Raw genomic sequence first — 20,892 nt, 5'->3', positions numbered from 1 at the left:
TTTTCAAAAATACTCAAACCTGCAGAACGCTCGACACGAGCAGCTGCGTATAGGCATGTTGCGGGTCGTCCAGCACCTGGTCGGTCAATCCGGCCTCGACCACATAACCGTCCTTCATCACCATCAAGCGGTCCGCCAACAGGCGCACGACAGCGAGGTCATGGGTCACGATGATGGCGCTCAGACCCATCTCGCGCACCAATCCGCGCAGCAGATCCAGCAGGCGCGCCTGAACCGAAACATCAAGCCCGCCGGTCGGCTCATCCATGAACACCAGCCGGGGGCCTGTCACCAGATTGCGCGCGATCTGCAACCGTTGCTGCATCCCACCGGAAAAGGCGGTTGGGCGATCATCAACCCGCTCGGCCTCAATCTCGACCCGACCCAGCCAATCGACCGCATTGGAGCGGATATTACCGTAATGCCGGCTGCCAACGGCCATCAGCCGTTCGCCGATATTACCGCCTGCGCTGACTGACATGCGCAAACCGTCGCGCGCGTGCTGGTGGACAAAAGCCCAGTCGGTGCGCCCCAGCATCCGGCGTTCCGGCTCTGACATGGTGACCGTATCCACCGGACCGTCGGTGCGCGTGTCAAAGATCACCTGCCCTGCATCAGGATCCAGATGCCCGGCCAGACAATTCAGCAAGGTCGACTTGCCCGATCCGCTTTCGCCGACAATCCCCATCACCTCACCGAGATAGAGATCGAAACTCACATCCTTGCATCCGATCCGCGCGCCATAGCGTTTTTCGATGCCCTTGACCTGTAACAACGGTGTCATGCCGCATCCTCTCCGGCCAGTCGCCCCACATGCCCCGCCGCCCGGCGCGAGCGGCAATAGTCGGTGTCGGAACACACGAACATCCGATTGCCCGCGTCATCCATGATCACTTCGTCCAGATAGCTGTTTTCTGCCCCGCACAGATCACAAGGATGATCTGCCTTCGTCGCCTCAAACGGGTAATCTTCGAAATCGAGGCTCACGACTTTGGTATGGGGCGGCACGGCATAGATCCGCTGCTCGCGCCCTGCGCCAAACAGCTGGATTGCGTCCATTTCAAGCTTTGGGTTGTCGAATTTCGGGATCGGCGACGGGTCCATCACATACCGGCCAGATACCTTGACCGGATAAGCATAGGCCGTCGAAATCGCGCCGTGCTGGCTGATATCTTCGTACAGTTTCACATGCATCAGCCCGTATTCCTCAAGGCTGTGCATTTTGCGAGTCTCCGTCTCGCGCGGCTCCAGAAATCGCAGTGGTTCGGGGATCGGAACCTGATAGACGAGTATCTGATCTTCGGTCAGTTCGACCTCGGGGATACGGTGACGGGTCTGGATCACCGTGGCTTTCGCGGTTTCCTCGGTCGTCTCGACACTGGCTGTTTTTTCAAAGAACTTGCGAATCGACACCGCATTTGTCGTGTCATCAGCCCCCTGATCGATCACCTTGAACGTATCGTCCGGCGTCAAAGTGGCCGCCGAAACCTGCACCCCACCGGTGCCCCAACCATAAGGCATCGGCATCTCGCGGCTGGCAAAGGGCACCTGATAACCGGGCACGGCCAGACCCTTGAGGATCGCCCGCCGGATCATCCGCTTGGTCTGTTCGTCCAGATATGCAAAGTTGTATTCAGACATATTCGTAGCCGCTATCGAGATTTTCTACTTTTGAGGGAATTGAATGAGCACTGAGACTTGGACTGGCACAATCGGAATCTTGATCGTCGTAGCTCTGTTGGTTCTTTTGATTAGAACGCTCATCAGATTTAGTCTGGGATACTACGATGTGCCTCGTCAAAGCAGACGAGTATCTGATAGCCCCAACAATATTCTGGACACTAGCCACTCCAATACAAGCGTCGATTTTAGCGACAGTGGCGACTAGTCTCATTCCGCCGCCTCCTTCGGGGCAATCCGCTCTTCGGCCTCGCGGCGTAGTTTCCGCACAAGCTCCAGCTCGGACTGAAAATCGACGTAATGCGGTAATTTGATATGTTCCAGAAACCCGGTGGCCTGGATGTTGTCGGCATGGCTCAGCACAAATTCTTCGTCTTGCGCGGGTGCGCCCAGATTGTCCTCGCCCAGCTCTTCCCAGCGCAAAGCGCGGTCAACCAGTGCCATCGCGATGGACTTGCGCTCGGATTGACCAAAGACCAGACCATAGCCCCGGGTGAACTGCGGCGGTTCGGTTTTTGAACCTTTGAACTGATTGACCGTTTCGCATTCGGTCAGTTCGACCTCGCCGATCTCGATGGCAAAACCAAGCTCGGGTATGTCCATCTCGACTGGCACTTTTCCGATCCGAAGCTCGCCCACAAAGGCATGGTTGCGCGCATAGCCACGCTGCGTTGAATAGGCCATGCCAAGGACAAAGCCTTCGTCACCGCGTGTCAGCGATTGCAGACGCACCAGGCGATTGGAAGGAAACTCCATCGGTTCACGGGTCAGGTCACCCGGAGTATCCGCGCATTCGGGTTCGGATTGAATGATGTCTTCGCCCTGCAGAAATTCGGTGATATGCGGTGTCGGTTCGGTGCGTGGCGGTGCTTTTACTGCGGCTGGTATGTCGCCCTCCGCGGCCAGTTTGAAATCCAGCAAGCGATGGGTGTAATCAAAAGTCGGCCCCAACACCTGCCCACCCGGCGCGTCCTTGAAGGTGGCCGAGATCCGGCGGTCACAGGCCATGTCGCCGGTAGCGACCGGTTCGGAATAGCCAAATCTTGGCAGCGTCGTGCGATAGGCGCGGATCAGGAACACAGCCTCGATCAGATCCCCGCGCGCCTGCTTGATGGCCAAAGCAGCCAGATCGGGATCATAGAGCGAGCCCTCGGCCATCACCCGATTTACCGCAAGGCTCAGCTGACTGCGTATCTGATCAATGCTCAGTTCGGCAATATCTGTTGGCCCCCGGCGCTCCTCCGCCAGCCATGCGTGGGCGTTTTCTATGGCTTTTTCGCCGCCTTTCACCGCAACATACATCGCTTAACCCTCGGCTTCGATCTGCGTGCTGCGCGGCAGCGCCGCGACCCGGTGATCGCAGGTAAAGAAGAAATCACATCCCAGCGGGAACAACGCCGCATTTCGCTGCAAGGCCCCAGCATCAGGCAAAGAAAGCTGAGCTGAATGCCGGATCCCCGGCCCGCGCAGAACGGCACCGCTGGGCCGCAACTCATCGCATTCGACAATCAGGGTCGCCGACCGGTCCGGGTATTCGGACGTGCCAATGCGGTAGCTGCTGAGGGGCATAAGCCCGGCCCAGGTGCCAACCGCAAAGTCGGCAACCGAGGCCTCTACGATTGGCGCGCCTGTGTGGAAGGTCAGCCAGGCCCTGACTGCGGGCGTATCGAAGCTCTGCGCCAAATGAACACCGGTTTCCGGATCGCACAGCGTCAGCAGCAAGGTCCCGGCAGCAACCGACAAAGGCACTGGAGGTTGCGCGCCCGTGATCTGACGAATTTCACCGGGCCGTGCCATCACGGTCATGGCGGCACGAAACGCGTGCGCCGCATCTATGGGCGCATTCTGAAAGCCACCCGAAAACTGTGTCTGCGCGTCCATCAATCCTCCCCCCGCGCTACGGTGAAAAACTCAACTTTTGTTGCCGCCGCTTTTGCGGCGCGTGTTGTTTTGGTTGTGTCCATTTGGCTTTGCAGCGGCTCAAGAATCTTACTCTGCACGTCATCAGCGGATGGGGTCTGCATCAGCGCATCAATCAGGGCGGCAACCTCGGTTGCTGCTTTGCTGCGCCCTTGCACGTAGCCGTGACCAACCTCTCCACCGGGCAGCTTCAGGGTACATCTGGTGACGCTCATCTCACCCAGGTTGAACGGCGCGCCGGTCCCGCCTGCGCGGCCCCGGACCATTACGGCGCCGATCTCTGGCGCGCGTAACCATTCAAATGCCGGCTGCAGCCCGGCATTGCGCCACAAGTTCAGAAGGGCTTGCTGGGGCGCTTTCGCCAGCAACCCCATCCACGCCTTTCTAGTCTCGTTCAAAGAATTCGTCTGGTCCGCCATAAAACCCTCTTGGTCGGGTTGTCTGTATATACTATACAACTAGACAAATATTAACGCCAAGCGGGGCGCGTCGCAATCCGGCACCTTGTGAATTTTTGATGACATGAGCAAAACACCAATCTGGAAAAGCATCGCCCTTAGCCTGACATCGGATATTGCCGAGGGTCGGTATGGAACCGGGGATCGCCTGCCGACCGAGGCACAGCTGTCCGCTCAGCACGGGGTGAACCGGCACACCGTCAGGCGCGCCCTGTCAGAAATGGCCGAACAGGGCCTTGTGCACGCACGTCGCGGGGCGGGGGTGTTCGTGGCCGCACGACCAACAGATTATCCGATCGGCAAGCGGGTCCGATATCACCAGAGCATTTCCGCAAGCGGCAAGATCCCCGGCAAATCGATCCTGTCGTTGACAACACGCGCAGCGGACGAGGCCGAAGCAGAGGCACTTGACCTGTCAGCAGGAGACCCGGTGCATGTCTATGACGGGCTGTCGCTGGCCGATGACGAACCGATTGCCATGTTCCAAAGCGTCTTCCCCGCCGCGCGATTGCCCGGAATACTGGATGCTTTGATCGGCACCGGCTCGGTGACAAAGGCATTGCAGGTCTGTGGCGTGGCGGACTATACCCGTGCTTCGACCCGATTGACGGCACGTGCGGTCAGCGCCACACAAGCCCTGCACCTGCGGTTGACCGAAGGTGCACCGGTGCTGCATTCCCTGGGTATCAACGCAGATGTAGACGGCGTGCCCGTCGAATACGGCAAAACCGTTTTTGCCGGAGAGCGCGTGACCCTGACTTTGGGCGAAGAGTAAGACGGGGGCCCTCCCGCCCGTCTTCAGCCTCCTTGCGGAGGCCTCATCCCGTTGGGGGTAGCGCCGCGCGTTGCGCGGCGCCGGGCCCAAGGCCGCCAATCTGTTTCGGCGAAGCCGATACTGATGCGGGCGCGGAAGAGTTCTGGCCCGCCACACGTGCGACTTATTCGTATTTCTCCAGAAACGCTTCCGCTTCCAGGGTTCTGAAATCCTCCAAGGCCATCCGCAATCGTGCGTGGCTCCAATCCCACCAGGCCAGCGCCATCATCCGCTCGGCCACCGGTTCGGGATAGCGGGGGCGGATGACGTCTGCTGTCACCCCTCCTACGATCATGTAGGGGGCGACGCCTTTGGTCACGACGGCGCCAGCAGCCACAACTGCGCCGTGGCCGATCGTCACGTCGGGCTTGATGATCGCGGCGTGACCGATCCACGTGTCGTGACCAACTGTGACCCGGCGGCTGGCCCGCTGGGCAAACCAGCTGGCGTCATCTTCGACATCATCCCAATAGCTGGCCGAACGATAAAGGAAGTGATGCTGAGATGCCTTTTGCCACGGATGATCCGGCGCCCCGATACGGGCGAAGCTTGCGATATTGGCAAATTTGCCGATGGTGGCATTGGCGATATCGCAGGTGCGGTCACAATAGGAATAATCTCCGATCTCCGAATTCGCCACACGGGTTCCGGCACCGATCTCGACAAAAGCGCCAAAGGTGCTTTCCGTAACCAAGCAATCAGGATGTATCAGCGGTTCTTCCGGGCACAGGCGCGCCATGTCTTCTCCGTTATGTCATTCGGACTTAACCGGCCTTTGCATGCTGCGCCCTGGCCGCACGGCTTTTGCGTTTGGGCCCGCCCTCGCCCTTGATCAGACGTTTGCGCAGCCAGCCCGAGAACCAATCCATCATCATCACCATCAAAATGATCAGAACGATGTAATAGGCCACCTCTTCCCAATCTTTCTGCGTGATGATCGCCTGCGTCAGCAACAGGCCAATACCACCGCCCGTGATCGCACCGATCACAGTCGCACTGCGGGTATTGGATTCCAGAAAATAAAGCAACTGGCTCAACAGGACCGGCGTGATCTGCGGGATAACCCCGAAGCGATAGCGCTGCGGTGCGTTGGCTCCGGTGGACTGAACACCTTTGATCTGCTTGTTATCCACATTCTCCAGCGCTTCCGAGAATATCTTGCCGAATGTACCTGTATCCGTGACCAGAATGGCCAGAGCTCCGGTCAGCGGCCCGGGCCCGAACGCGCGCGCCAGAACGACTGTCCAGATCAAAGCGTCCACGCCGCGGACAAAGTCAAACACGCGCCGGGTCACGAAGCGGACAGATCGCATCGGGTTGAAATTGCGCGTCGCCAGAAAGGCCAACGGCAAAGCCACCATGGCCGCCCCAAAAGTACCAAGAAAGGCCATCAGGATGGTCTCGAAAATGGCCCAGCCCACATCCTGATGCCGCCACATCTTGTTGGTCCAGAAATCGTTGAAAATCGCACCCGCTTCGCCCAATACAGTCCGGGAGGCCAGTTCAGGGAAAGACTTGCCGTAATAAGGACTGTCCAGCGTGAACCAGAACAGCTCCCACCCGTTGAAGTACCGAAAGACCTCGGACCGGTTGCGGGTGACGGTCAGGCGGCCTGCAACCGTGGTCACGGCCAGGCGGTTTTTTGACACATTGATCCAGTCGGGCACTTCTCCGGCAGGGAATTCGGCCTGCACACCTGCAGATCGGCTGGGCGTGGCGCGCACCGTTCCGTAGCCGGGGATGTCATATTCGATGGTCTCAGGCCCAAAACGCACCTGATGGCCATCTTCCAGATCAATCACTGTGATCTCGCCCAGCGCCACCCAATCGGGCGCGGCGCCTTCAGGATAGCTGCCCTTGCGCTCCCCCTCGATAGCAACGGAAACCGTGCCATTGCGGTTGTCGCGTTCGACGTGGGTTTTGTAGCTATAGCTGTCGGCGACCAGCGTCTTGCCGTTCGCCCAATTGGCCCTTTCGGCCAGGCCCGGCACATCGAAGGCAAAGAACACATAGACGAGATAGAGCAGCACCAATCCCGGCAAAGCGAAGTTCGTGATCCGCTTGCGGCTGAACAGGCGATCAGCCTCGGCCTTCAACTCGTCAATGGACAGATCGGTGGCAAAGGTGCTCATGCTGCGGCTCCTTTTTCGGCCCCGTGGGTCAGACGATCTCGCAAGTAGCCGGACATCTGATCCACAACAACGATGGTGACGAAGAGCAACAGGAAGATCGCTGCGGCCTCATCATACCGACCCTGCCCCCAAGACATGGCGTTGCGCAGTTCGTAGCCAAGACCCCCGGCCCCGACGAAGCCCAGGATGGCCGATGCGCGGATATTGATCTCGAACCGCAGCAGGGCATAGCTGACATAGTTCGGGCCGACTTGCGGGATCACGCCCAGATACATGCGCTGCGACCAGTTTGCCCCAACCGAATGCAGCCCTTCGACCGGTTTCAGTGAGGCGTTCTCGTTGACCTCGGAAAACAGTTTGCCCAGCGCACCTGCGGTGTGAAATGCAATGGCGATCATCGCAGGCACCGGGCCGCCGCCCAGCACAAAGATCAAAACCAGGGCGATCACGATCTCTGGCACGGCACGGCAGATATCCGCGATGCGGCGAAATACCGGAATTAGCGAAGGCCAAAGCGCCATGCCCCGCGTGGACATCAGCGCCAGGAACGTACCCGCGATGGTCCCAATCAGGGTCGAGGCAGCGGCGATATTGATCGTCTCGATCAGCGCCGGAAAGAACCGGATCAGGTTTTCAGGCAGCAAGCCGATCTTTTCCCAGGCCTCGGACAGGACTTCGGCAGGATAGTCGAATATGCGGTGCCAACCATCGGCAAAGCTGCCTGCGTTGCGGGTGTCAGCTGTTCGAAAACCAGCGGCCATCAGCGCTACAAAAAGGATCAGGAGGATACAACCATAGGCCCGCTTGCGCCGCGTTATCGTGGTGTATTCTTCACGGATCTGGTCGATACCGAAGGCCCGCGCGGTCAGGTCTGTCATGGAATGCTCCTGAGGGGGGAAACAGGGCCCGGTTACACACCGGACCCTGCCCATTTGATGGGCAAGCTTAGTTCGACTTCAGCTTGCGGGCTTCGATGATGATCTCATAAGCCTCATGCGTGATCGGTTCGAACGCCTTGGCTTCGCCAGCAGCCACACCATAGAAACACTCACGATCTTTTTCGTGCAGGTTGGCCATCAGGTCGGTCATCTTTTCTTTGACGTCCGCAGGCAGGGCCGAGCGCAATACGATGGGCCCTTCAGGGATCGGCTTGGATTGCCAGATCATGACCAGATCGTTCATGTCCACGAGACCTGCGTCTACCGCGCGCCGCAATGCGCCCGAGTTGAAGCCATCTTCCCAATCGCCCAGACCATCTGCCCAGGTCACACCGCCGTCAACGTCGCCGTTGTTGACCGCAACGATGGTCTGTTCATGACCGCCGGTGAACTTGACCTCACCAAAATAATCGCCCGAGTCCATGGTCGCACCGGTCGCCTCGGGAATTTCAATCGACGGGATCAGATAGCCCGAGGTCGAGTTCGGATCGCCAAATCCAAAGGTCTTGCCCTGCATATCCTCCAGCGAGTTGATGCCACTGTCCTTGCGGGCAAAGCCAACCGAGTAGTAGCCATAGCCGCCATCGGTGTTAACCTTGACCAGAACCGGTTCAACCGCGCTTGCATCGCTCAGATAGGTTTTGGCATAGCCCGACGCGCCCAGCCAAGCCAGATCGATGGTGCCCCCCAGCAGGCCCTGGATCACGCCGTCATAATCGGCAGGGGCGAACAGCTTGGTCTCAACACCCAACGCTTCGGTGGTGTATTCCGCCAAGCAGTCGTGCTTGGCCAGCCGGTCCTGAGCGTTTTCACCGCCAAGGATACCAATGCGGAATTCGCTGATCTCCTGCGCCAGGATCGGTGTGGTCATGGTAGTGGTTGCGGCAAGGGCAGCAATCAGTTTTTTCATCTGTCTCTCTCCGGGTTGATGTGCCGGCCTTTCATCGGCCGGTCGATGAAAGGGTTGGGTGGCTCAGATGGTCGCTTCCGCTTCCATGATGGCCTTTTGCGCGGCGTCGAGCGTGTCGATCTCGGTCGAGGTCGCCTCTTCGGAAAAGCTGGCATCGGCGCCATAGATTTCGCGTGCAACGCCCGTGGTCAGTTGCTCGGGAAGGCCATCGAATACGATACGCCCGTCGCGCATTCCGACGACGCGGTCGCAATAGCGGCGCGCGGTGTCCAGCGTGTGCAGGTTGGCGATTACTGTCCGGCCATCCTCTTCGTGGATGCGGCGTAGGGCCTGCATCACCACCTGCGCGTTCATCGGGTCCAGCGAGGCGATGGGTTCATCCGCAAGAATGATCTTTGGGTCCTGCATGAGCGCGCGGGCGATGGCCACGCGCTGTTGCTGCCCACCAGATAAGGCCTCGGCCCGCTTGGGCGCGTGTTCAGCAATTCCAAGACGATCCAGAATATCGATGGCCCGGTGGATATCCTCCATCGGGAAAAGGTTGAACATCGTGGCCAGCGTCGAATGGCGGTTCAGCGTTCCGTGCAATACGTTCGACACCACATCCATTCGCGGAACCAGATTGAACTGCTGAAAGATCATGGCGCAGTCGGCCTGCCACGCACGTTTGTCGCGGCCCTTCAACTTGGTAACATCACGGCCGTCGAACAGGATTTTGCCCGCGCTTGCATCCGTCAGGCGATTGATCATCCGCAGCAGAGTGGATTTGCCCGCGCCACTGCGGCCGATGATCCCGATCATGCAGGGTTTGTCTACATCCAGCGTCGCTGCGTCCACCGCTGTGTTTTCGCCGAAACGCTTCGTCAGTTTTTCAATGCGCAGCACAGGCCACCCCCAATTCACATTGGCGGTCAGCTACCGAGATCAGAAAACAGGTTCGTGTCGATTCAGTGAAAGTTTTGTAAATGCCCGAGCAGATGTCACAGGGCCTACCCATCCACGGCGATCGCGGGTATACGCCCTCGGAAACCCACATCTGTCACGAGGCCAGACATGAGCTTTGACCGAAACATCAAGATCGCCCCTTCCATTCTTTCCGCCGATTTCGCCAATTTCGGGCAGGAAATTCAGGCGATCGAAGCGCAAGGCGCGGATTGGGTCCACGTGGATGTCATGGACGGGCATTTTGTGCCGAACCTGACCTTTGGCCCACCTGCGGTGAAAGCGTTTCGTCCTCATGTGAAGACCGTGATGGATGTCCACCTGATGATCGCGCCGGTTGATCCTTATATTCAGGCTTATGCTGATGCGGGCGCGGATATCCTGACGGCGCATATCGAAGCGGAGCCGCATACGCATCGCACGTTGCAGGCCATTCGCGCGGCAGGCATGAAAGCTGGTGTTGCGCTGAACCCCGGCACCCCGGCCGAGGCCGTCGAACATCTTCTGGACCTGACCGATCTGGTTTGCGTGATGACAGTGAACCCGGGCTTCGGCGGGCAGAAGTTCATCGACATGACAGGCAAGGTCCGCAAGCTGCGCCAGATGATCGGAGATCGCCCCGTTCACATCGAAATCGACGGTGGCGTCGACCCGAAAACCGCACCACTGGTCGCCGCCGCAGGTGCCGACGTTCTGGTCGCAGGGTCTGCGGTGTTCAAGGGCGGATCGGTCAGCAACCCCGAAATCTATGGTGACAATATCCGGGCTGTGCGTGCTGCTGCAGAAAGCGCGCTGAGCTAAACACCAAAGCGCTCCCGCCAGTCGTCAACGTTCCTTGCGGAACGCTTCCTCCTGTTGGGCCCGGCATCGCGCAGAGCGCGATGCCGGGCCCAAGGCCGTCAGTGGGATTGGTGCAACCAATCCCGCGCGGGCGCGGGAGGGCCCAGTCTGCTCTAGGCATTCCCCTTGCCTGCTGACGAACAATTGAATGTGAACCTTTCCGTACCACGCTAACGTCAAACAGGCCCGAATATGCTAAATTCGCCAAATACAGCCGATGACAAATCATTGGGCGGTTGGAAAATAGGGAGTGAACAAATGTGCGATGTATGTGTAATGAACGCGGTCAAAGACCGGATGATGTCTCGACGGTCTTTCTTCAAGGCAGGTGCGGCCGTTGCAGCCGGGGCCGCCGTGGGAACAGCGGCAACGCCCCCGGCAATGGCGGCGGGTCACGGTGAGGTCGTCGATATGACCCATATCTATGACGCCGATTTCCCAACCTATTTCGGGCAACCCGGGATCGAAGCGAACCAGGCCTTCAACTTTGCAGACAACGGCTTCAACCTGTTCAACCTTTCCGTCAATGAACACACCGGCACGCATATAGATGCACCTTTGCACTTTTCCGCGGATGGACAATCGGTTGACGAAATTCCGGTCTCGAACCTTGTTTGTCCGCTTTGCGTGATCGACATTGCCGCGCGGGCCGCAGAGGACGCAGATGCGCAGGTTACGCCTGACGACCTCAAGGCGTGGATTGCCGCAAATGGGGAGATCCCGGACGGGGCTTGCATCGCGATGCATTCTGGCTGGGGGGCCAAGACCAACACCCCGGAATTCCGAAATGCGGACGCTGAAGGCAAGATGCATTTTCCCGGATTTCACGTCGAAGCGGCGCAGATGCTGATGGATGAAACCGGCGCGGTCGCGCTGGCGTCGGATTCCCTGTCGCTCGACCACGGGCCCTCGGCTGATTTCGCAACCCACTATGCATGGCTGCCCACGAACCGCTACGGCATCGAAAACCTTGCAAATCTCGACAAAGTTCCCGCCAATGGTGCGACCCTGATCGTGGGTGCACCGGCGCATCGCGGGGGATCGGGTGGGCCCGCCCGCATCTTTGCGATGGTTTGATCGGGCCGATTTTACCTCTGGCACCGGCATCGGATTTTTGATCGCCAATGCTCTGGACAAAAGCCCGCTTTGCGCGGGCTTTTTCATTAAGACTTGGCCGCACACCCAGTTGCTGCGATTGAAGCGCTGAAATCAATTCCCAGTTCGCCGAACGATCCTGTTATTTTGCAGGCGCTATGCAATTCGGCCTCGACTCGATGCTCCAAACCACCAATAGTGGCGCCAGGTTACTTTGCGGCATCCTTTCGGATCACGATGCCGTTGCAGGACGCAGCCCGGCCCTTTGGGACGCGGCGCACCAGACCGGGGCGTATCAGGAGGAGAGCGCCCCGGTCACAACTCCAAATCGCACTTCCGATGTGGAGCGCTCATCCCACCGCCCTTTGATCACAGCGTGTCATACCGATGGCATCTGGGCTGCCGTTTTGAGCTACGCCATAGGACAGCACCAGCGTGACTGAAATGCGCTGCTAAAAGAAACGCAAATGGTCCTGTCTCAACGTTCCTGTGGAATTGGCCGTTTCCGACTGATGAGCCCGTATTTCAAAGCAAATGATCGCAATGATCGGCGCAATGGTTTCTTTCCAACGGTGCGACGTCCCAGAACCGCGCCGCCTTTTCGATTGAACTCATAGACGTCGATGATCTTTTCTGCGCAGCCACAAGCTTCGCCCAGACCAACTTTGGCGTAGTAGAACTTGTCGAAACTCTCTGGCTTTTTCATGTGCGCCTCCTGCCTGCATTAAAACAGAATGCGAGTTGCGCGCCAAATCACGTATTGAACAGCCGCCGATCCGAAAGGGCGCAAACGCGACCCCAGGGAACCCGTTCAAAAACCGGGCTGAAATAGTGAGATGGATATATGCCCGCGGCGCTTCCGGCCAACGGGGAATTCCAATTTTCATACGCGAACGAATGGATTAGACTGGTTTCATGACCGGCAAAGATCCCTGGTTCGAAACCGCTTTGACCACATTGGCGGACCCGCAGGATCAGCGGGTGTGGTCAATCATTGTCACCTTGTTTGGCGATCTTGCCCAAGCGCCGGGCGCCCAGATTTCCGGTGGCGCATTGACCCGCGTGATCGAACCGCTGGGCATCAAGCCCGAGGCGATCCGTGTGGCCCTGCACCGCCTGCGCAAGGACGGCTGGATCGACAGCGACCGCGTCGGCCGCGTTTCGCGGCATTTCCTGACCGACTATGGCCGCCAACAATCTGCCGCTGTCACACCAAGAATTTATGCTGCCCAGTCGGAACAAAATCCGAATTGGCATATCCTGATTGCCCCGGATGGTGCAGGCATTCAGCTGCTCGACGACGTGTTGCTCAGCCAGGATTATTTACCGCTTAACCGCAATGTCGCTTTGGGGCCCGGGTCAGTGCCGGAGCAGGCAGAGGGGCTTCTGGTGCTACCCGTTTCCGCGTCCCATACACCCAGATGGGTGATGGACCGGCTGTGCCCTCCGGAACGGCGCACCGCGTGTCAGATCCTGCTGGATGCGGTTCGCTCGGCCAGCGATGTCCGCCCGACAGGCTGGACGCCAACCCCCGCCGAAAGCGCGACATTGCGCACAGCACTTGTCCACCGCTGGCGCAGGGTTGTGTTGCGTCAGCCGGAACTGCCCAAAAATTTCTATCCCCCCGATTGGGTTGGGCCGGAGTGCCGCCGCGCTGTGGTCAATATGCTGGACAGCCTTCCCAGACCGTCACTCGACACTCTGAACCAATCGGACTGATGACGCGCGGCAAAGAGACCAATCAAACCCATCTTTCTTGCCCGTGAGGAGACATTAGGAATGACCATCTTGATTTCGATCCTGTCTCTGGTGGCACTCATTTTGCTGGTGATGTTCCTGTGGACCCAACGCCTGACCAAACAAGGGCACGCGATGGTCCCCCAGCTTGGCCAGATCGTCCCGGTTCGGGGTGGCAGCATTCACTATGTTGAAAAGGGAGATCCTGACAATCCGACCGTTGTCCTGATCCATGGGCTTTCGGGCCAGTTACAGCATTTTACCTATGCCATGATGGATGAGTTGGCGCCCGATTTTCACGTCATTGCCGTGGATCGCCCGGGATGCGGTTATTCCACCCGTGACAGCGCCCAATTCGCGCCACTGCCCGAACAGGGGCGAATGGTTCATGAATTCCTGAGTTCAAAAAACATCAGCAAGGCAGTATTGGTGGGGCACTCACTGGGCGGTGCAGTCGCGCTCGCCATGGCGTTGGATTATCCAGAAAACACGTCGGCCATTGCGCTGATTTCGCCGTTGACCCAACCGATGCCCGAGGCTCCGGCCGTGTTCAAACCGCTTGAGATCCGGACGGAATGGCTGCGAAACCTGATCGGATACACAATTGCGGTGCCAATGGCGCGCAAGACTGCGCCGCTGGTTCTCAAGGACGTCTTCGCACCCGAACCCGCGCCGTCGGATTTCCTGTATCGTGCGGGCGGCGCACTTGGATTGCGCCCTTCTGCCTTCATCACCGCCTCACAGGATGTCATCGGCACCCAGGCCAGTCTGGGCGCGCTTAGCGAAAGGTACAGCACACTTTCCGTTCCGGGCGGTGTCCTATTTGGCGCCGAAGATCCGGTCTTGTCCGCCCATCAGCACGGTGCGCCGATGACTCAATTCGACCTGACCTTCGAAGAGATGCAGGACCGCGGCCACATGATCGTCATCACCGCCCCAAAGGCCTGTGCCGCCTTTATCCACAAAATCGCGATTGGCGCGGGCGTGCGTCCTGCGGGCTGAGGTATGTGGCGACAAAAGAATCCATACAATCTGCGCATTTCACCCTTGACCCTCCTCCACCCCTCGCTTAAATCGCCTCTCACTCGTGGCGGAGTAGCTCAGTTGGTTAGAGCAGCGGAATCATAATCCGCGTGTCGGGGGTTCAAGTCCCTCCTCCGCTACCATTAAAAATCAAACACTTAAACGATTCCCGATGCGAATCGAACTTTCCCAATAATCCCTCTGGGGGACATATGGGGGACAAAGCGCCTGATTTTCGCTCCCAGACTGCATCTCAAGCACTGCGTTGTGATTCCTTGCCCAGCGTCGTATTTTTCACCACTATGCCCAAGTCGAGACAGTGGGGTGAGTAAGTTCTGGAGTGCGCCGTTCCACCTGTGCCGTGGTCGGTAACTGCGTCAGCTCTGCGGACAAAGCGGACATTCGCCTCTATGCGAACCAAACAATGGCTCGGCGGCCTATTCGGCGCGGCGCTTATGTTAGCCAGCAGAATGAACGAACAGCAGCGAAATCGACCCAACAAGGATCAAGCTTAGCGCCCAAACTACGTCCAGGTTGAACCACCCTTTTGAGAGAAATCGCAGACCCAGCCAATGATATATTCCGAACGCTAGCAAGCCGCCTGAGATTGTCATGGCCATGGTGTGGGCTAAGGCGACGCCAACAGCGATTCTGGCGTTTCCAGTCATCAGATCAGCAGCTGCTGCATGGCCAGCGTCAGTGGCTATCGTGCGGCAGATACCAAGATAGATTGGGACCAACATCAGCCCCGCACCGTGCGCCATTGCTGCTAAAAACGACCAGAGCGCAAGCCGCGAAGGAGGTACCCGCGCAAGGATCCGCGGATGACGCCGGTTGAAAAACAGATACACGCCCAGTCCGATCACGAGACAGGCCGCGAAGATTTGAATCTCACGCTGCCATTCGGCCAGAAACAGCAGGGCGGCAAAGGGAAACAGAATAGCGCCCATCGCCACCAGATGCCCGGCTGCCAACGCGGTTAACGCCCTGAAAAGGCTGTTGCGTTTTTTGTCCATCAGCGCCGCAGACACTGCCAAAGGCCAACCCATACCCGGATTGACCCCGTGATAAATGCCCGAGGCGACAACAGCCCACCACAGGGCTGTCGCCGTGTTTAATCCTTCCACGAGTTAGACAGACGGGTAGCAGAAGCTATCTGTTGAGCAGTCTCCGCCTTCCAAGCGAATCTGGTGGCTGCGATAGCCTTTGGGGAACTCGACATGGAAATCCTTGTCCAGTTCCAGACCACCGTTTTCCCCGACATTGGCCATGACCATTTGCCCGCCCTCATCGTCTGGGTAGAACTGATCGTCCCAAGTTGAATACAACGAGTTAGTCCAGTAGACTCGTTTGCCGTCCCGGCTGATCTCAACCATTTGGGGGCCGTAAACAAAACCCTTGCCGTTCGGGTGTTTCGCCCCGCGTGCAATCCCGCCAAGCTCAACCTTGCCGGTCAGCTTGGGGTTCATCGGGTCAGAAACATCATACTGATGCATTTCTCCCTGACCCCAACAGGCGACGTAGAGGTACTTGTCGTCCAGGCTCAGGTCGATGTCGGTGACCAATGGGGGTACGGCCTCAAATCCCTGCAACAGGGGTGGAAGGTTCTCGGCCTTCTCAGGTCGCGGATCAATCGTGATCGTCTTTTTAGCCTCGAACGTTCCGTCATCCTTCTGCCACCACGTAAAAATTGCGCCCTGCAGGTTTGTTGTATCCACGACAACACCGCAAAAACCATAATCCTTTGCCGGATCATGAGCAGGTCGGATCTCCAAAGCCATCTGGTGGTTCTCTCCCAGATCAATGGTTTGGACGTTGCGGCGTTCGCGCAGGTTCCAAAAATGGATCTTGTGACCGTATTTGTTGGACAGCAGATCCTCGGCCACGATCCCGTTTTCAAACTGTGGCGGCAGCCCCCATTCAGAACTCACCATGTAGTCGCGCGGAAGGTTCCACCAGAAATCATAATGCTTGTCCTGTTCACCTCGGTCCATCTCGTAGCGGCCAAGTATATCAAACGTTTCGCAGTCCATGATGAAAATGCCCGGAGGGCCATCCGTGCCATCGGCACCGCCGCCGCCGAGCGTAGAAACATAAATCCCTTCGGGACCGCAGTGGATAGTGTGCGGGCGGGAATAACCAGTTTTGGCGAACACCTCTTCGGGTTCGATGATTTTGTGAATCTTCGCCTTCAGGGGTTCCTTAACGTCGATCACGTAGATGCGCGAGGACCGGATTCCCGGTACGATCAGATACCTGCGTTCCAGAAAGGCATGCCCGGTCAGGGGCGAAAGCGCAGAAGAGCACGCGTTCCAGCCAAAGTGGTGAAACTCGTCACCCTTGTTGGGCATGATAAGCTGATGGACGATCTGACTGTAGGTCTTCGATTTCGGGTCAACATCCACAACGGCCAGGCCATCCGGCTGTGAGCCGTCGGGACTGAGCATCAATGTGAAAGCGAGCGTTTCCGCCGGTGCCTCCATAGCAAGTTTCGGTGTGGCGTGAAAAGTCGGGTCAGGTCTCAGGTTCATAGCTGGCTCCTCCCAGGCCGCGGGCGCCAGATCTAAATCAACTTTTGTCTGGTATCGCCCAGAACTGAGAATGGCACATATTCAAGATTCGCGAAAACGCGCCAAACTCAGGCACTTGAATTTACCGTTTTGCATCGGCTCTTCTAATGACCGAAATGGGCTCAGAGCGGACCTCAGCGCAAAGAAACCGCCCGGTTCAAGTGGCGGCTTTAAGTAGTGGTGAATGGCTGGGGGCGAGCTGGCTGTGATTGCTTTGAACGTGGGGGTGTCCTTCGTAGCGGAAAGGCCAAACAAACCTAAATCCTAACTCAGTTATCCGCATCTCGTCTGAGGCGCGCTTCTCTAAGCCTTCTGGTTTTTTCTTCGCGAGCCTCTGTTTCGTCACGAATTATCTCTCTAGCCACTCGGTCCGTCTGCTCGTTTTTAGACAACGGATTGGGCTCTAGTTTGGGCCCTGTTTTATTTGTCATTATTTGATGAACCTCTTCTTGGAACGTGAGCGGGGGAAGTGGATGGCCTACAAACGCCCCCGATGGCAACAATTCGTCTTAGTGTACCGACGGACACCTGGGCCGTGTGGACGGTTGACATCAGAACAACGAGCTTCCCTAAGACGATAATGCGCAAAAATTTAAAGTCCCGACCAACCCAATCAAGGTAAGTACGTTTGTGACCAATTTGGCCGGAACTGCTTCAGGAAGAAGCTTTGCAACCTGCGATGAATTGCCAATGGGATGCAAGGCAATTCGGGCCGATGAATTATCCAGCGTCCAAAGCTCTGAGAACTGGCACGTCCTGATTTGCTGCCAAGCGGGACACCCCGGCACGGATAGCGCGCATCATAAGCCCGTAGTGGTCGTTGTCGGCGTGAATGCAGATAGGATCGTCATCCGCTTCAAGCACAAGGATATCCAGTTGTGCGGCCAGTTCGTCAGCAGTGCTGGCAATCTTGCGGCTTGCGGCGCTGAAAACGTCCTGCCGCTCATCAAACAATAGCTCATGCATTATCTCATGGCCTGCATCGCTCATCTTGCCGAGTTGGCACAGTTCACCCAGTTCGGTGGACGCGCTCTTTAACTCGCTGTGAAGCTCTCTCATGTCCGTGAGTGTGGCCGGTATTTCCATGTGCTCCCCTCCTACACCAGCAAGCCAACGGCATCAGAATGCAAACGGCGGTATTGGTCCGTGTCGTGTGCATCCTCGACCCGCAGAGCGATAATGACCTTGATTGCTAAGTCATGCGCGGACTCTACAGGCTGCGTCATGATTTGGGCCTCAAGTTCGACCATGGCGGAATAGGCAGGCGTGACGTATCGCGCCTCGTGTTCCCGGTCGTTCTGACTGGCGTCGGGGTTGCCTGCTGCGCGGTCTGCGTTCAAGCGAGCCTCGCCCTCATCCGCCAGCCTTTCGTATTTGGCATTGGCGCTCTGCCAGCGTGTATATAGCCGCTGGATGGGCGTTGCACTGGTATCAGCAACAGCGCCCAGAGCGATAGACCCGGCAAGCACGGGAAGGCTGGATTTCAGCAATGTGCGACGGTGAATAGTCATACGTGTATCCCTTCATCAAAGTCGCGGTTAGGCAGCGTTGCGGTCGCGGTGGCTGGCGAGAACCATGGGTTTCAGATCCCCGGTAAAGGCCCAATCCAGCGACATGCCGGTGTCACGACAGAAGGCCATCAACTCGGGCGAAGGCGCACCATCGGCACTTAGCAACGTGGCGGGTGGTTCTTTCCCCAAAACACTTGCGAAGTAAGCAACCCGGTCGGACGCCTGTTGTTCGGCGCGTTCTGGCTGGATGGCTGGGGCCTCAATGCCAGACATGGACTGTAGAGCCCGCGACAGGGTGCGCAGCAACACGCAATCGCTGTCTGTGCTGGCTGCGTCTGCAATGCCAAACTCGGGGTGTGCGGCAAGCTCTGCCTGCGCAGCGACACCTTCAATCGTGGTGGCTGGTGTGGATGCAATGAGCCGTTCAAGTTCGTGATACGGCTCCCAGCGCGGGTCATTCTCGTCAATGGCCCCAACGGTTGCATTGAGGTCGCGGCGGTCTTCATGCCAGCGGTTCAGCCAGCCGGGGTGCGGGTCATTGTTCCCAGCAGATACCCCAACGGCCAACATGGCAACGGGCGCGGATTGAATGAGGGTACGACGGTCAATCATATTCGTTCCTTTCATCGTCGTGTTCAGGCGTTCACGGCGTCCAGAGCCGTGTTGAGTTTGGCGGCGCGTTGGTGCGCCATTTCGATGAGCAATATTGTCTCGTCGTTCGGGTCCGGCGCGTTGCGCAAAGCCATCGCCGTGTTCAGCAGGCACTTGATAACCAGTGCCTCGGATTGCATTTGGTCGCGGGTCATCTGGAGTTGGCGGTCGCGCATGGTGGAAACCCTTACCTTGTGTCAATTACTGATAGCTTTATATCACTAGACATTACTGATAACAAGTGCACAGTGAGAAAAAGTTCTCATAGGGTTAAAGATATGAAAAAACCAATTAAAGCCGCCCGTGTTCTGGCGGATCTTACGCAACAAGAATTGTGTGAAATGGCGGGCGTCCCTTTGATAACACTGCGACGGTTAGAGGGTCGCCCATCACATAAAGGGCTGGTCTCAGCCGAGTCAGAGGCGGCAGTCGTTAATGCGCTTGAAGGTGCGGGGGTTGACTTTATTCCAGAAAACGGAGGTGGCCATGGTGTCCGGTTACGAAACAGGTTTGACCTCGGCGAACATCGCTCTGGGGGCGGCGCATGACCGATCCACAAACCCTAGACCAATACGTGAGGCTTGTTCCGGCGGGCAGAACTCAAGAAGAGATGTTGTTTGACATAAAGCTGCCTACGATCCCAGCGACTGGCGATAGGTTGGATTTGGAGTGGAAGGGCGTGAAATACAATTACCTGGTAGTATCCAGGACATTTGAGATTTTGATGGATGACATAGATGGCAACGAAAGTTTCGGTGAACATCTTCCGCCCGTCAAAACAATCGTCTTTGTTGAGGAGCTCGCTGTCGACGCATTGAATTTGCGGCACGGGAAATTCAATCAGAAAGGCAGCCAGTGAGCATTTCTTGCCATCTTAAGCGGGGCACGATTGTTACCGTCGATTTTTGCAGGGCGTTATTAACGTGAGCTTCCAGTTTCCACCCCGGCTAATGCGGACAAAAGCTGCCGCCCACTATCTGGGCGTTTTCGCGTCAAAGCTTCGAACCCTGGGCATTCCGGTGAAGGTGTCGGGCGCAAACAGGCTGTACGATATTCAGGACCTTGATGCGTAGGCGGACAGACTGCCGTATCTGAATGAGGACAGCCCAACAAGAGATGCAGACGCTGTATGGGGAGGACCTGGTGGGCGGAAACCGAAACCATGGCCTAAGAAGTGGCAGTCTAATTGATGGTGCTCAAAGACGAGACTGGGGACCCTGCTTGTCCGTTTGCGAAATTGGTTCGATGGCGGCGTGCTAGGTTCTGAATGCTAGTAGGTTTTACTCGATTGCGATTCGGTATTGACCCCCCAGTGCCAGAGTGATTTTTGGTAGCCAACTACTGATTGCACGGATTTTTGTAACCATTATTTCAATGCTCGGATGGCACAATTTCTAGCGGAAAGTGAATAAAATGGAATCCCCGTAATACTACATATTGTGGTTCTCGACACAGCCTCACGCTATAAGTGCAATCACAATTCGAGATATGCGCAACGGGTTCCGTTGACATTTGTTTACAGACTATCAATATCTAAGTGGAAAATATGAAGCGCAGCCGCCACACAAATAAGCACATTGAGGCAGCGGTTGCCTTTGCAGAGTCAAATGGATGGAGAATCGAGCCTCGAAAGGGGCATTGTTGGGCGCGTATTTTTTGCCCAAACGCGGA

At 57.3% G+C, this 20,892-nt stretch carries 23 protein-coding genes and 1 tRNA gene; 7 read left to right on the top strand and 17 right to left on the bottom strand.

All coding sequences use genetic code 11. The features are described 5' to 3' along the window. Positions 1 to 13: 13 nt before the first annotated feature. From phnK to phnG, 5 genes are all read right to left on the bottom strand, one after another. Positions 14 to 784, bottom strand: coding sequence for a phosphonate C-P lyase system protein PhnK (gene phnK / locus ACR0AG_RS00755; protein ID WP_480835410.1), 771 nt, complete (start codon positions 782 to 784; stop codon positions 14 to 16). Then, positions 781 to 1,641: an alpha-D-ribose 1-methylphosphonate 5-phosphate C-P-lyase PhnJ gene (locus ACR0AG_RS00750; protein ID WP_480835408.1), complete on the bottom strand. Its 861-nt coding sequence runs from the start codon at positions 1,639 to 1,641 to the stop codon at positions 781 to 783. The genes phnK and ACR0AG_RS00750 overlap by 4 nt, the downstream gene beginning before the upstream one ends. Positions 1,642 to 1,890: 249 nt before the next feature. Continuing rightward, entirely contained in the window at positions 1,891 to 2,982 is a 1,092-nt protein-coding gene (locus ACR0AG_RS00745; RefSeq protein WP_480835406.1) for a carbon-phosphorus lyase complex subunit, read from the bottom strand. 3 nt (positions 2,983 to 2,985) lie between these two features. Further along, on the bottom strand, positions 2,986 to 3,561 hold the full coding sequence (phnH, locus tag ACR0AG_RS00740; protein WP_480835404.1) for a phosphonate C-P lyase system protein PhnH: 576 nt from the start codon (positions 3,559 to 3,561) through the stop codon (positions 2,986 to 2,988). Then, the gene (gene phnG, locus ACR0AG_RS00735; protein ID WP_480835402.1) at positions 3,561 to 4,019 is read right to left on the bottom strand and encodes a phosphonate C-P lyase system protein PhnG; all 459 of its coding nucleotides are present in this window, start codon (positions 4,017 to 4,019) and stop codon (positions 3,561 to 3,563) included. The genes phnH and phnG overlap by 1 nt, the downstream gene beginning before the upstream one ends. Positions 4,020 to 4,122: 103 nt before the next feature. On the opposite strand from phnG, the gene phnF reads away from it, so the two are divergent. Then, on the top strand, positions 4,123 to 4,833 hold the full coding sequence (phnF, locus tag ACR0AG_RS00730; protein ID WP_480835400.1) for a phosphonate metabolism transcriptional regulator PhnF: 711 nt from the start codon (positions 4,123 to 4,125) through the stop codon (positions 4,831 to 4,833). Between the two features lie 163 nt (positions 4,834 to 4,996). On the opposite strand, the gene ACR0AG_RS00725 is transcribed toward phnF, so the two are convergent. The 5 genes from ACR0AG_RS00725 to phnC form a co-directional block, all read right to left on the bottom strand. Next, entirely contained in the window at positions 4,997 to 5,611 is a 615-nt protein-coding gene (locus ACR0AG_RS00725) for an LbetaH domain-containing protein (RefSeq protein WP_480835398.1), read from the bottom strand. A 25-nt stretch (positions 5,612 to 5,636) separates the two neighbouring features. After that, on the bottom strand, positions 5,637 to 7,004 hold the full coding sequence (gene phnE / locus ACR0AG_RS00720) for a phosphonate ABC transporter, permease protein PhnE (RefSeq protein WP_480835396.1): 1,368 nt from the start codon (positions 7,002 to 7,004) through the stop codon (positions 5,637 to 5,639). After that, entirely contained in the window at positions 7,001 to 7,882 is an 882-nt protein-coding gene (gene phnE, locus ACR0AG_RS00715; protein WP_480835394.1) for a phosphonate ABC transporter, permease protein PhnE, read from the bottom strand. The genes phnE (ACR0AG_RS00720) and phnE (ACR0AG_RS00715) overlap by 4 nt, the downstream gene beginning before the upstream one ends. 67 nt (positions 7,883 to 7,949) lie before the next feature. After that, positions 7,950 to 8,852, bottom strand: a complete 903-nt coding sequence (phnD, locus tag ACR0AG_RS00710; RefSeq protein ID WP_480835392.1) for a phosphonate ABC transporter substrate-binding protein — start codon at positions 8,850 to 8,852, stop codon at positions 7,950 to 7,952. Positions 8,853 to 8,915: 63 nt separating this feature from the next. Continuing rightward, positions 8,916 to 9,737 (bottom strand): phosphonate ABC transporter ATP-binding protein, encoded by an 822-nt coding sequence (gene phnC, locus ACR0AG_RS00705; RefSeq protein WP_480835391.1) that lies wholly within the window; start codon positions 9,735 to 9,737, stop codon positions 8,916 to 8,918. 168 nt (positions 9,738 to 9,905) lie between these two features. Here phnC and rpe point away from each other — a divergent pair, with 168 nt between their 5' ends. Both rpe and ACR0AG_RS00695 read left to right on the top strand, forming a co-directional pair. Next, positions 9,906 to 10,595, top strand: coding sequence for a ribulose-phosphate 3-epimerase (gene rpe, locus ACR0AG_RS00700; RefSeq protein WP_480835389.1), 690 nt, complete (start codon positions 9,906 to 9,908; stop codon positions 10,593 to 10,595). Positions 10,596 to 10,892: 297 nt separating this feature from the next. Next, the gene (locus ACR0AG_RS00695; RefSeq protein WP_480835387.1) at positions 10,893 to 11,711 is read left to right on the top strand and encodes a cyclase family protein; all 819 of its coding nucleotides are present in this window, start codon (positions 10,893 to 10,895) and stop codon (positions 11,709 to 11,711) included. A 496-nt stretch (positions 11,712 to 12,207) separates the two neighbouring features. Here ACR0AG_RS00695 and ACR0AG_RS00690 read toward each other — a convergent pair whose 3' ends face one another. Continuing rightward, positions 12,208 to 12,435 (bottom strand): hypothetical protein, encoded by a 228-nt coding sequence (locus tag ACR0AG_RS00690; protein WP_480835385.1) that lies wholly within the window; start codon positions 12,433 to 12,435, stop codon positions 12,208 to 12,210. Between the two features lie 209 nt (positions 12,436 to 12,644). On the opposite strand from ACR0AG_RS00690, the gene ACR0AG_RS00685 reads away from it, so the two are divergent. The 3 genes from ACR0AG_RS00685 (at position 12,645) to ACR0AG_RS00675 (ending at position 14,632) form a co-directional block, all read left to right on the top strand. Beyond that, positions 12,645 to 13,448 carry a PaaX family transcriptional regulator C-terminal domain-containing protein gene (locus ACR0AG_RS00685; protein WP_480835383.1) on the top strand — a complete coding sequence of 268 codons (804 nt, stop codon included), beginning with the start codon at positions 12,645 to 12,647 and terminating at the stop codon, positions 13,446 to 13,448. Positions 13,449 to 13,508: 60 nt separating this feature from the next. Beyond that, entirely contained in the window at positions 13,509 to 14,468 is a 960-nt protein-coding gene (locus ACR0AG_RS00680; RefSeq protein WP_480835381.1) for an alpha/beta fold hydrolase, read from the top strand. An 87-nt stretch (positions 14,469 to 14,555) separates the two neighbouring features. Next, positions 14,556 to 14,632, top strand: a tRNA-Met gene (locus ACR0AG_RS00675). 315 nt (positions 14,633 to 14,947) lie between these two features. Here the strand turns inward: ACR0AG_RS00675 and ACR0AG_RS00670 are convergent. The 6 genes from ACR0AG_RS00670 to ACR0AG_RS00645 form a co-directional block, all read right to left on the bottom strand. Further along, positions 14,948 to 15,616 (bottom strand): hypothetical protein, encoded by a 669-nt coding sequence (locus tag ACR0AG_RS00670; protein ID WP_480835379.1) that lies wholly within the window; start codon positions 15,614 to 15,616, stop codon positions 14,948 to 14,950. A 3-nt stretch (positions 15,617 to 15,619) separates the two neighbouring features. After that, entirely contained in the window at positions 15,620 to 17,020 is a 1,401-nt protein-coding gene (locus tag ACR0AG_RS00665; protein ID WP_480835377.1) for a selenium-binding protein SBP56-related protein, read from the bottom strand. A 759-nt stretch (positions 17,021 to 17,779) separates the two neighbouring features. After that, on the bottom strand, positions 17,780 to 18,145 hold the full coding sequence (locus tag ACR0AG_RS00660) for a hypothetical protein (RefSeq protein ID WP_480835375.1): 366 nt from the start codon (positions 18,143 to 18,145) through the stop codon (positions 17,780 to 17,782). Positions 18,146 to 18,156: 11 nt separating this feature from the next. Then, positions 18,157 to 18,570: a hypothetical protein gene (locus ACR0AG_RS00655; protein WP_480835373.1), complete on the bottom strand. Its 414-nt coding sequence runs from the start codon at positions 18,568 to 18,570 to the stop codon at positions 18,157 to 18,159. Between the two features lie 27 nt (positions 18,571 to 18,597). After that, positions 18,598 to 19,182, bottom strand: a complete 585-nt coding sequence (locus ACR0AG_RS00650; RefSeq protein WP_480835371.1) for a hypothetical protein — start codon at positions 19,180 to 19,182, stop codon at positions 18,598 to 18,600. A gap of 23 nt (positions 19,183 to 19,205) precedes the next feature. Next, the gene (locus ACR0AG_RS00645; RefSeq protein ID WP_480835369.1) at positions 19,206 to 19,376 is read right to left on the bottom strand and encodes a hypothetical protein; all 171 of its coding nucleotides are present in this window, start codon (positions 19,374 to 19,376) and stop codon (positions 19,206 to 19,208) included. Positions 19,377 to 19,765: 389 nt separating this feature from the next. Between ACR0AG_RS00645 and ACR0AG_RS00640 the strand changes: the two genes are divergently transcribed. Further along, positions 19,766 to 20,080, top strand: coding sequence for a hypothetical protein (locus tag ACR0AG_RS00640; protein ID WP_480835367.1), 315 nt, complete (start codon positions 19,766 to 19,768; stop codon positions 20,078 to 20,080). Positions 20,081 to 20,892: the final 812 nt, after the last annotated feature.

The sequence above is a fragment of the Ruegeria sp. H6 genome, assembly GCF_056532975.1.
This window is presented reverse-complemented; position numbering and strand designations above follow the sequence as displayed.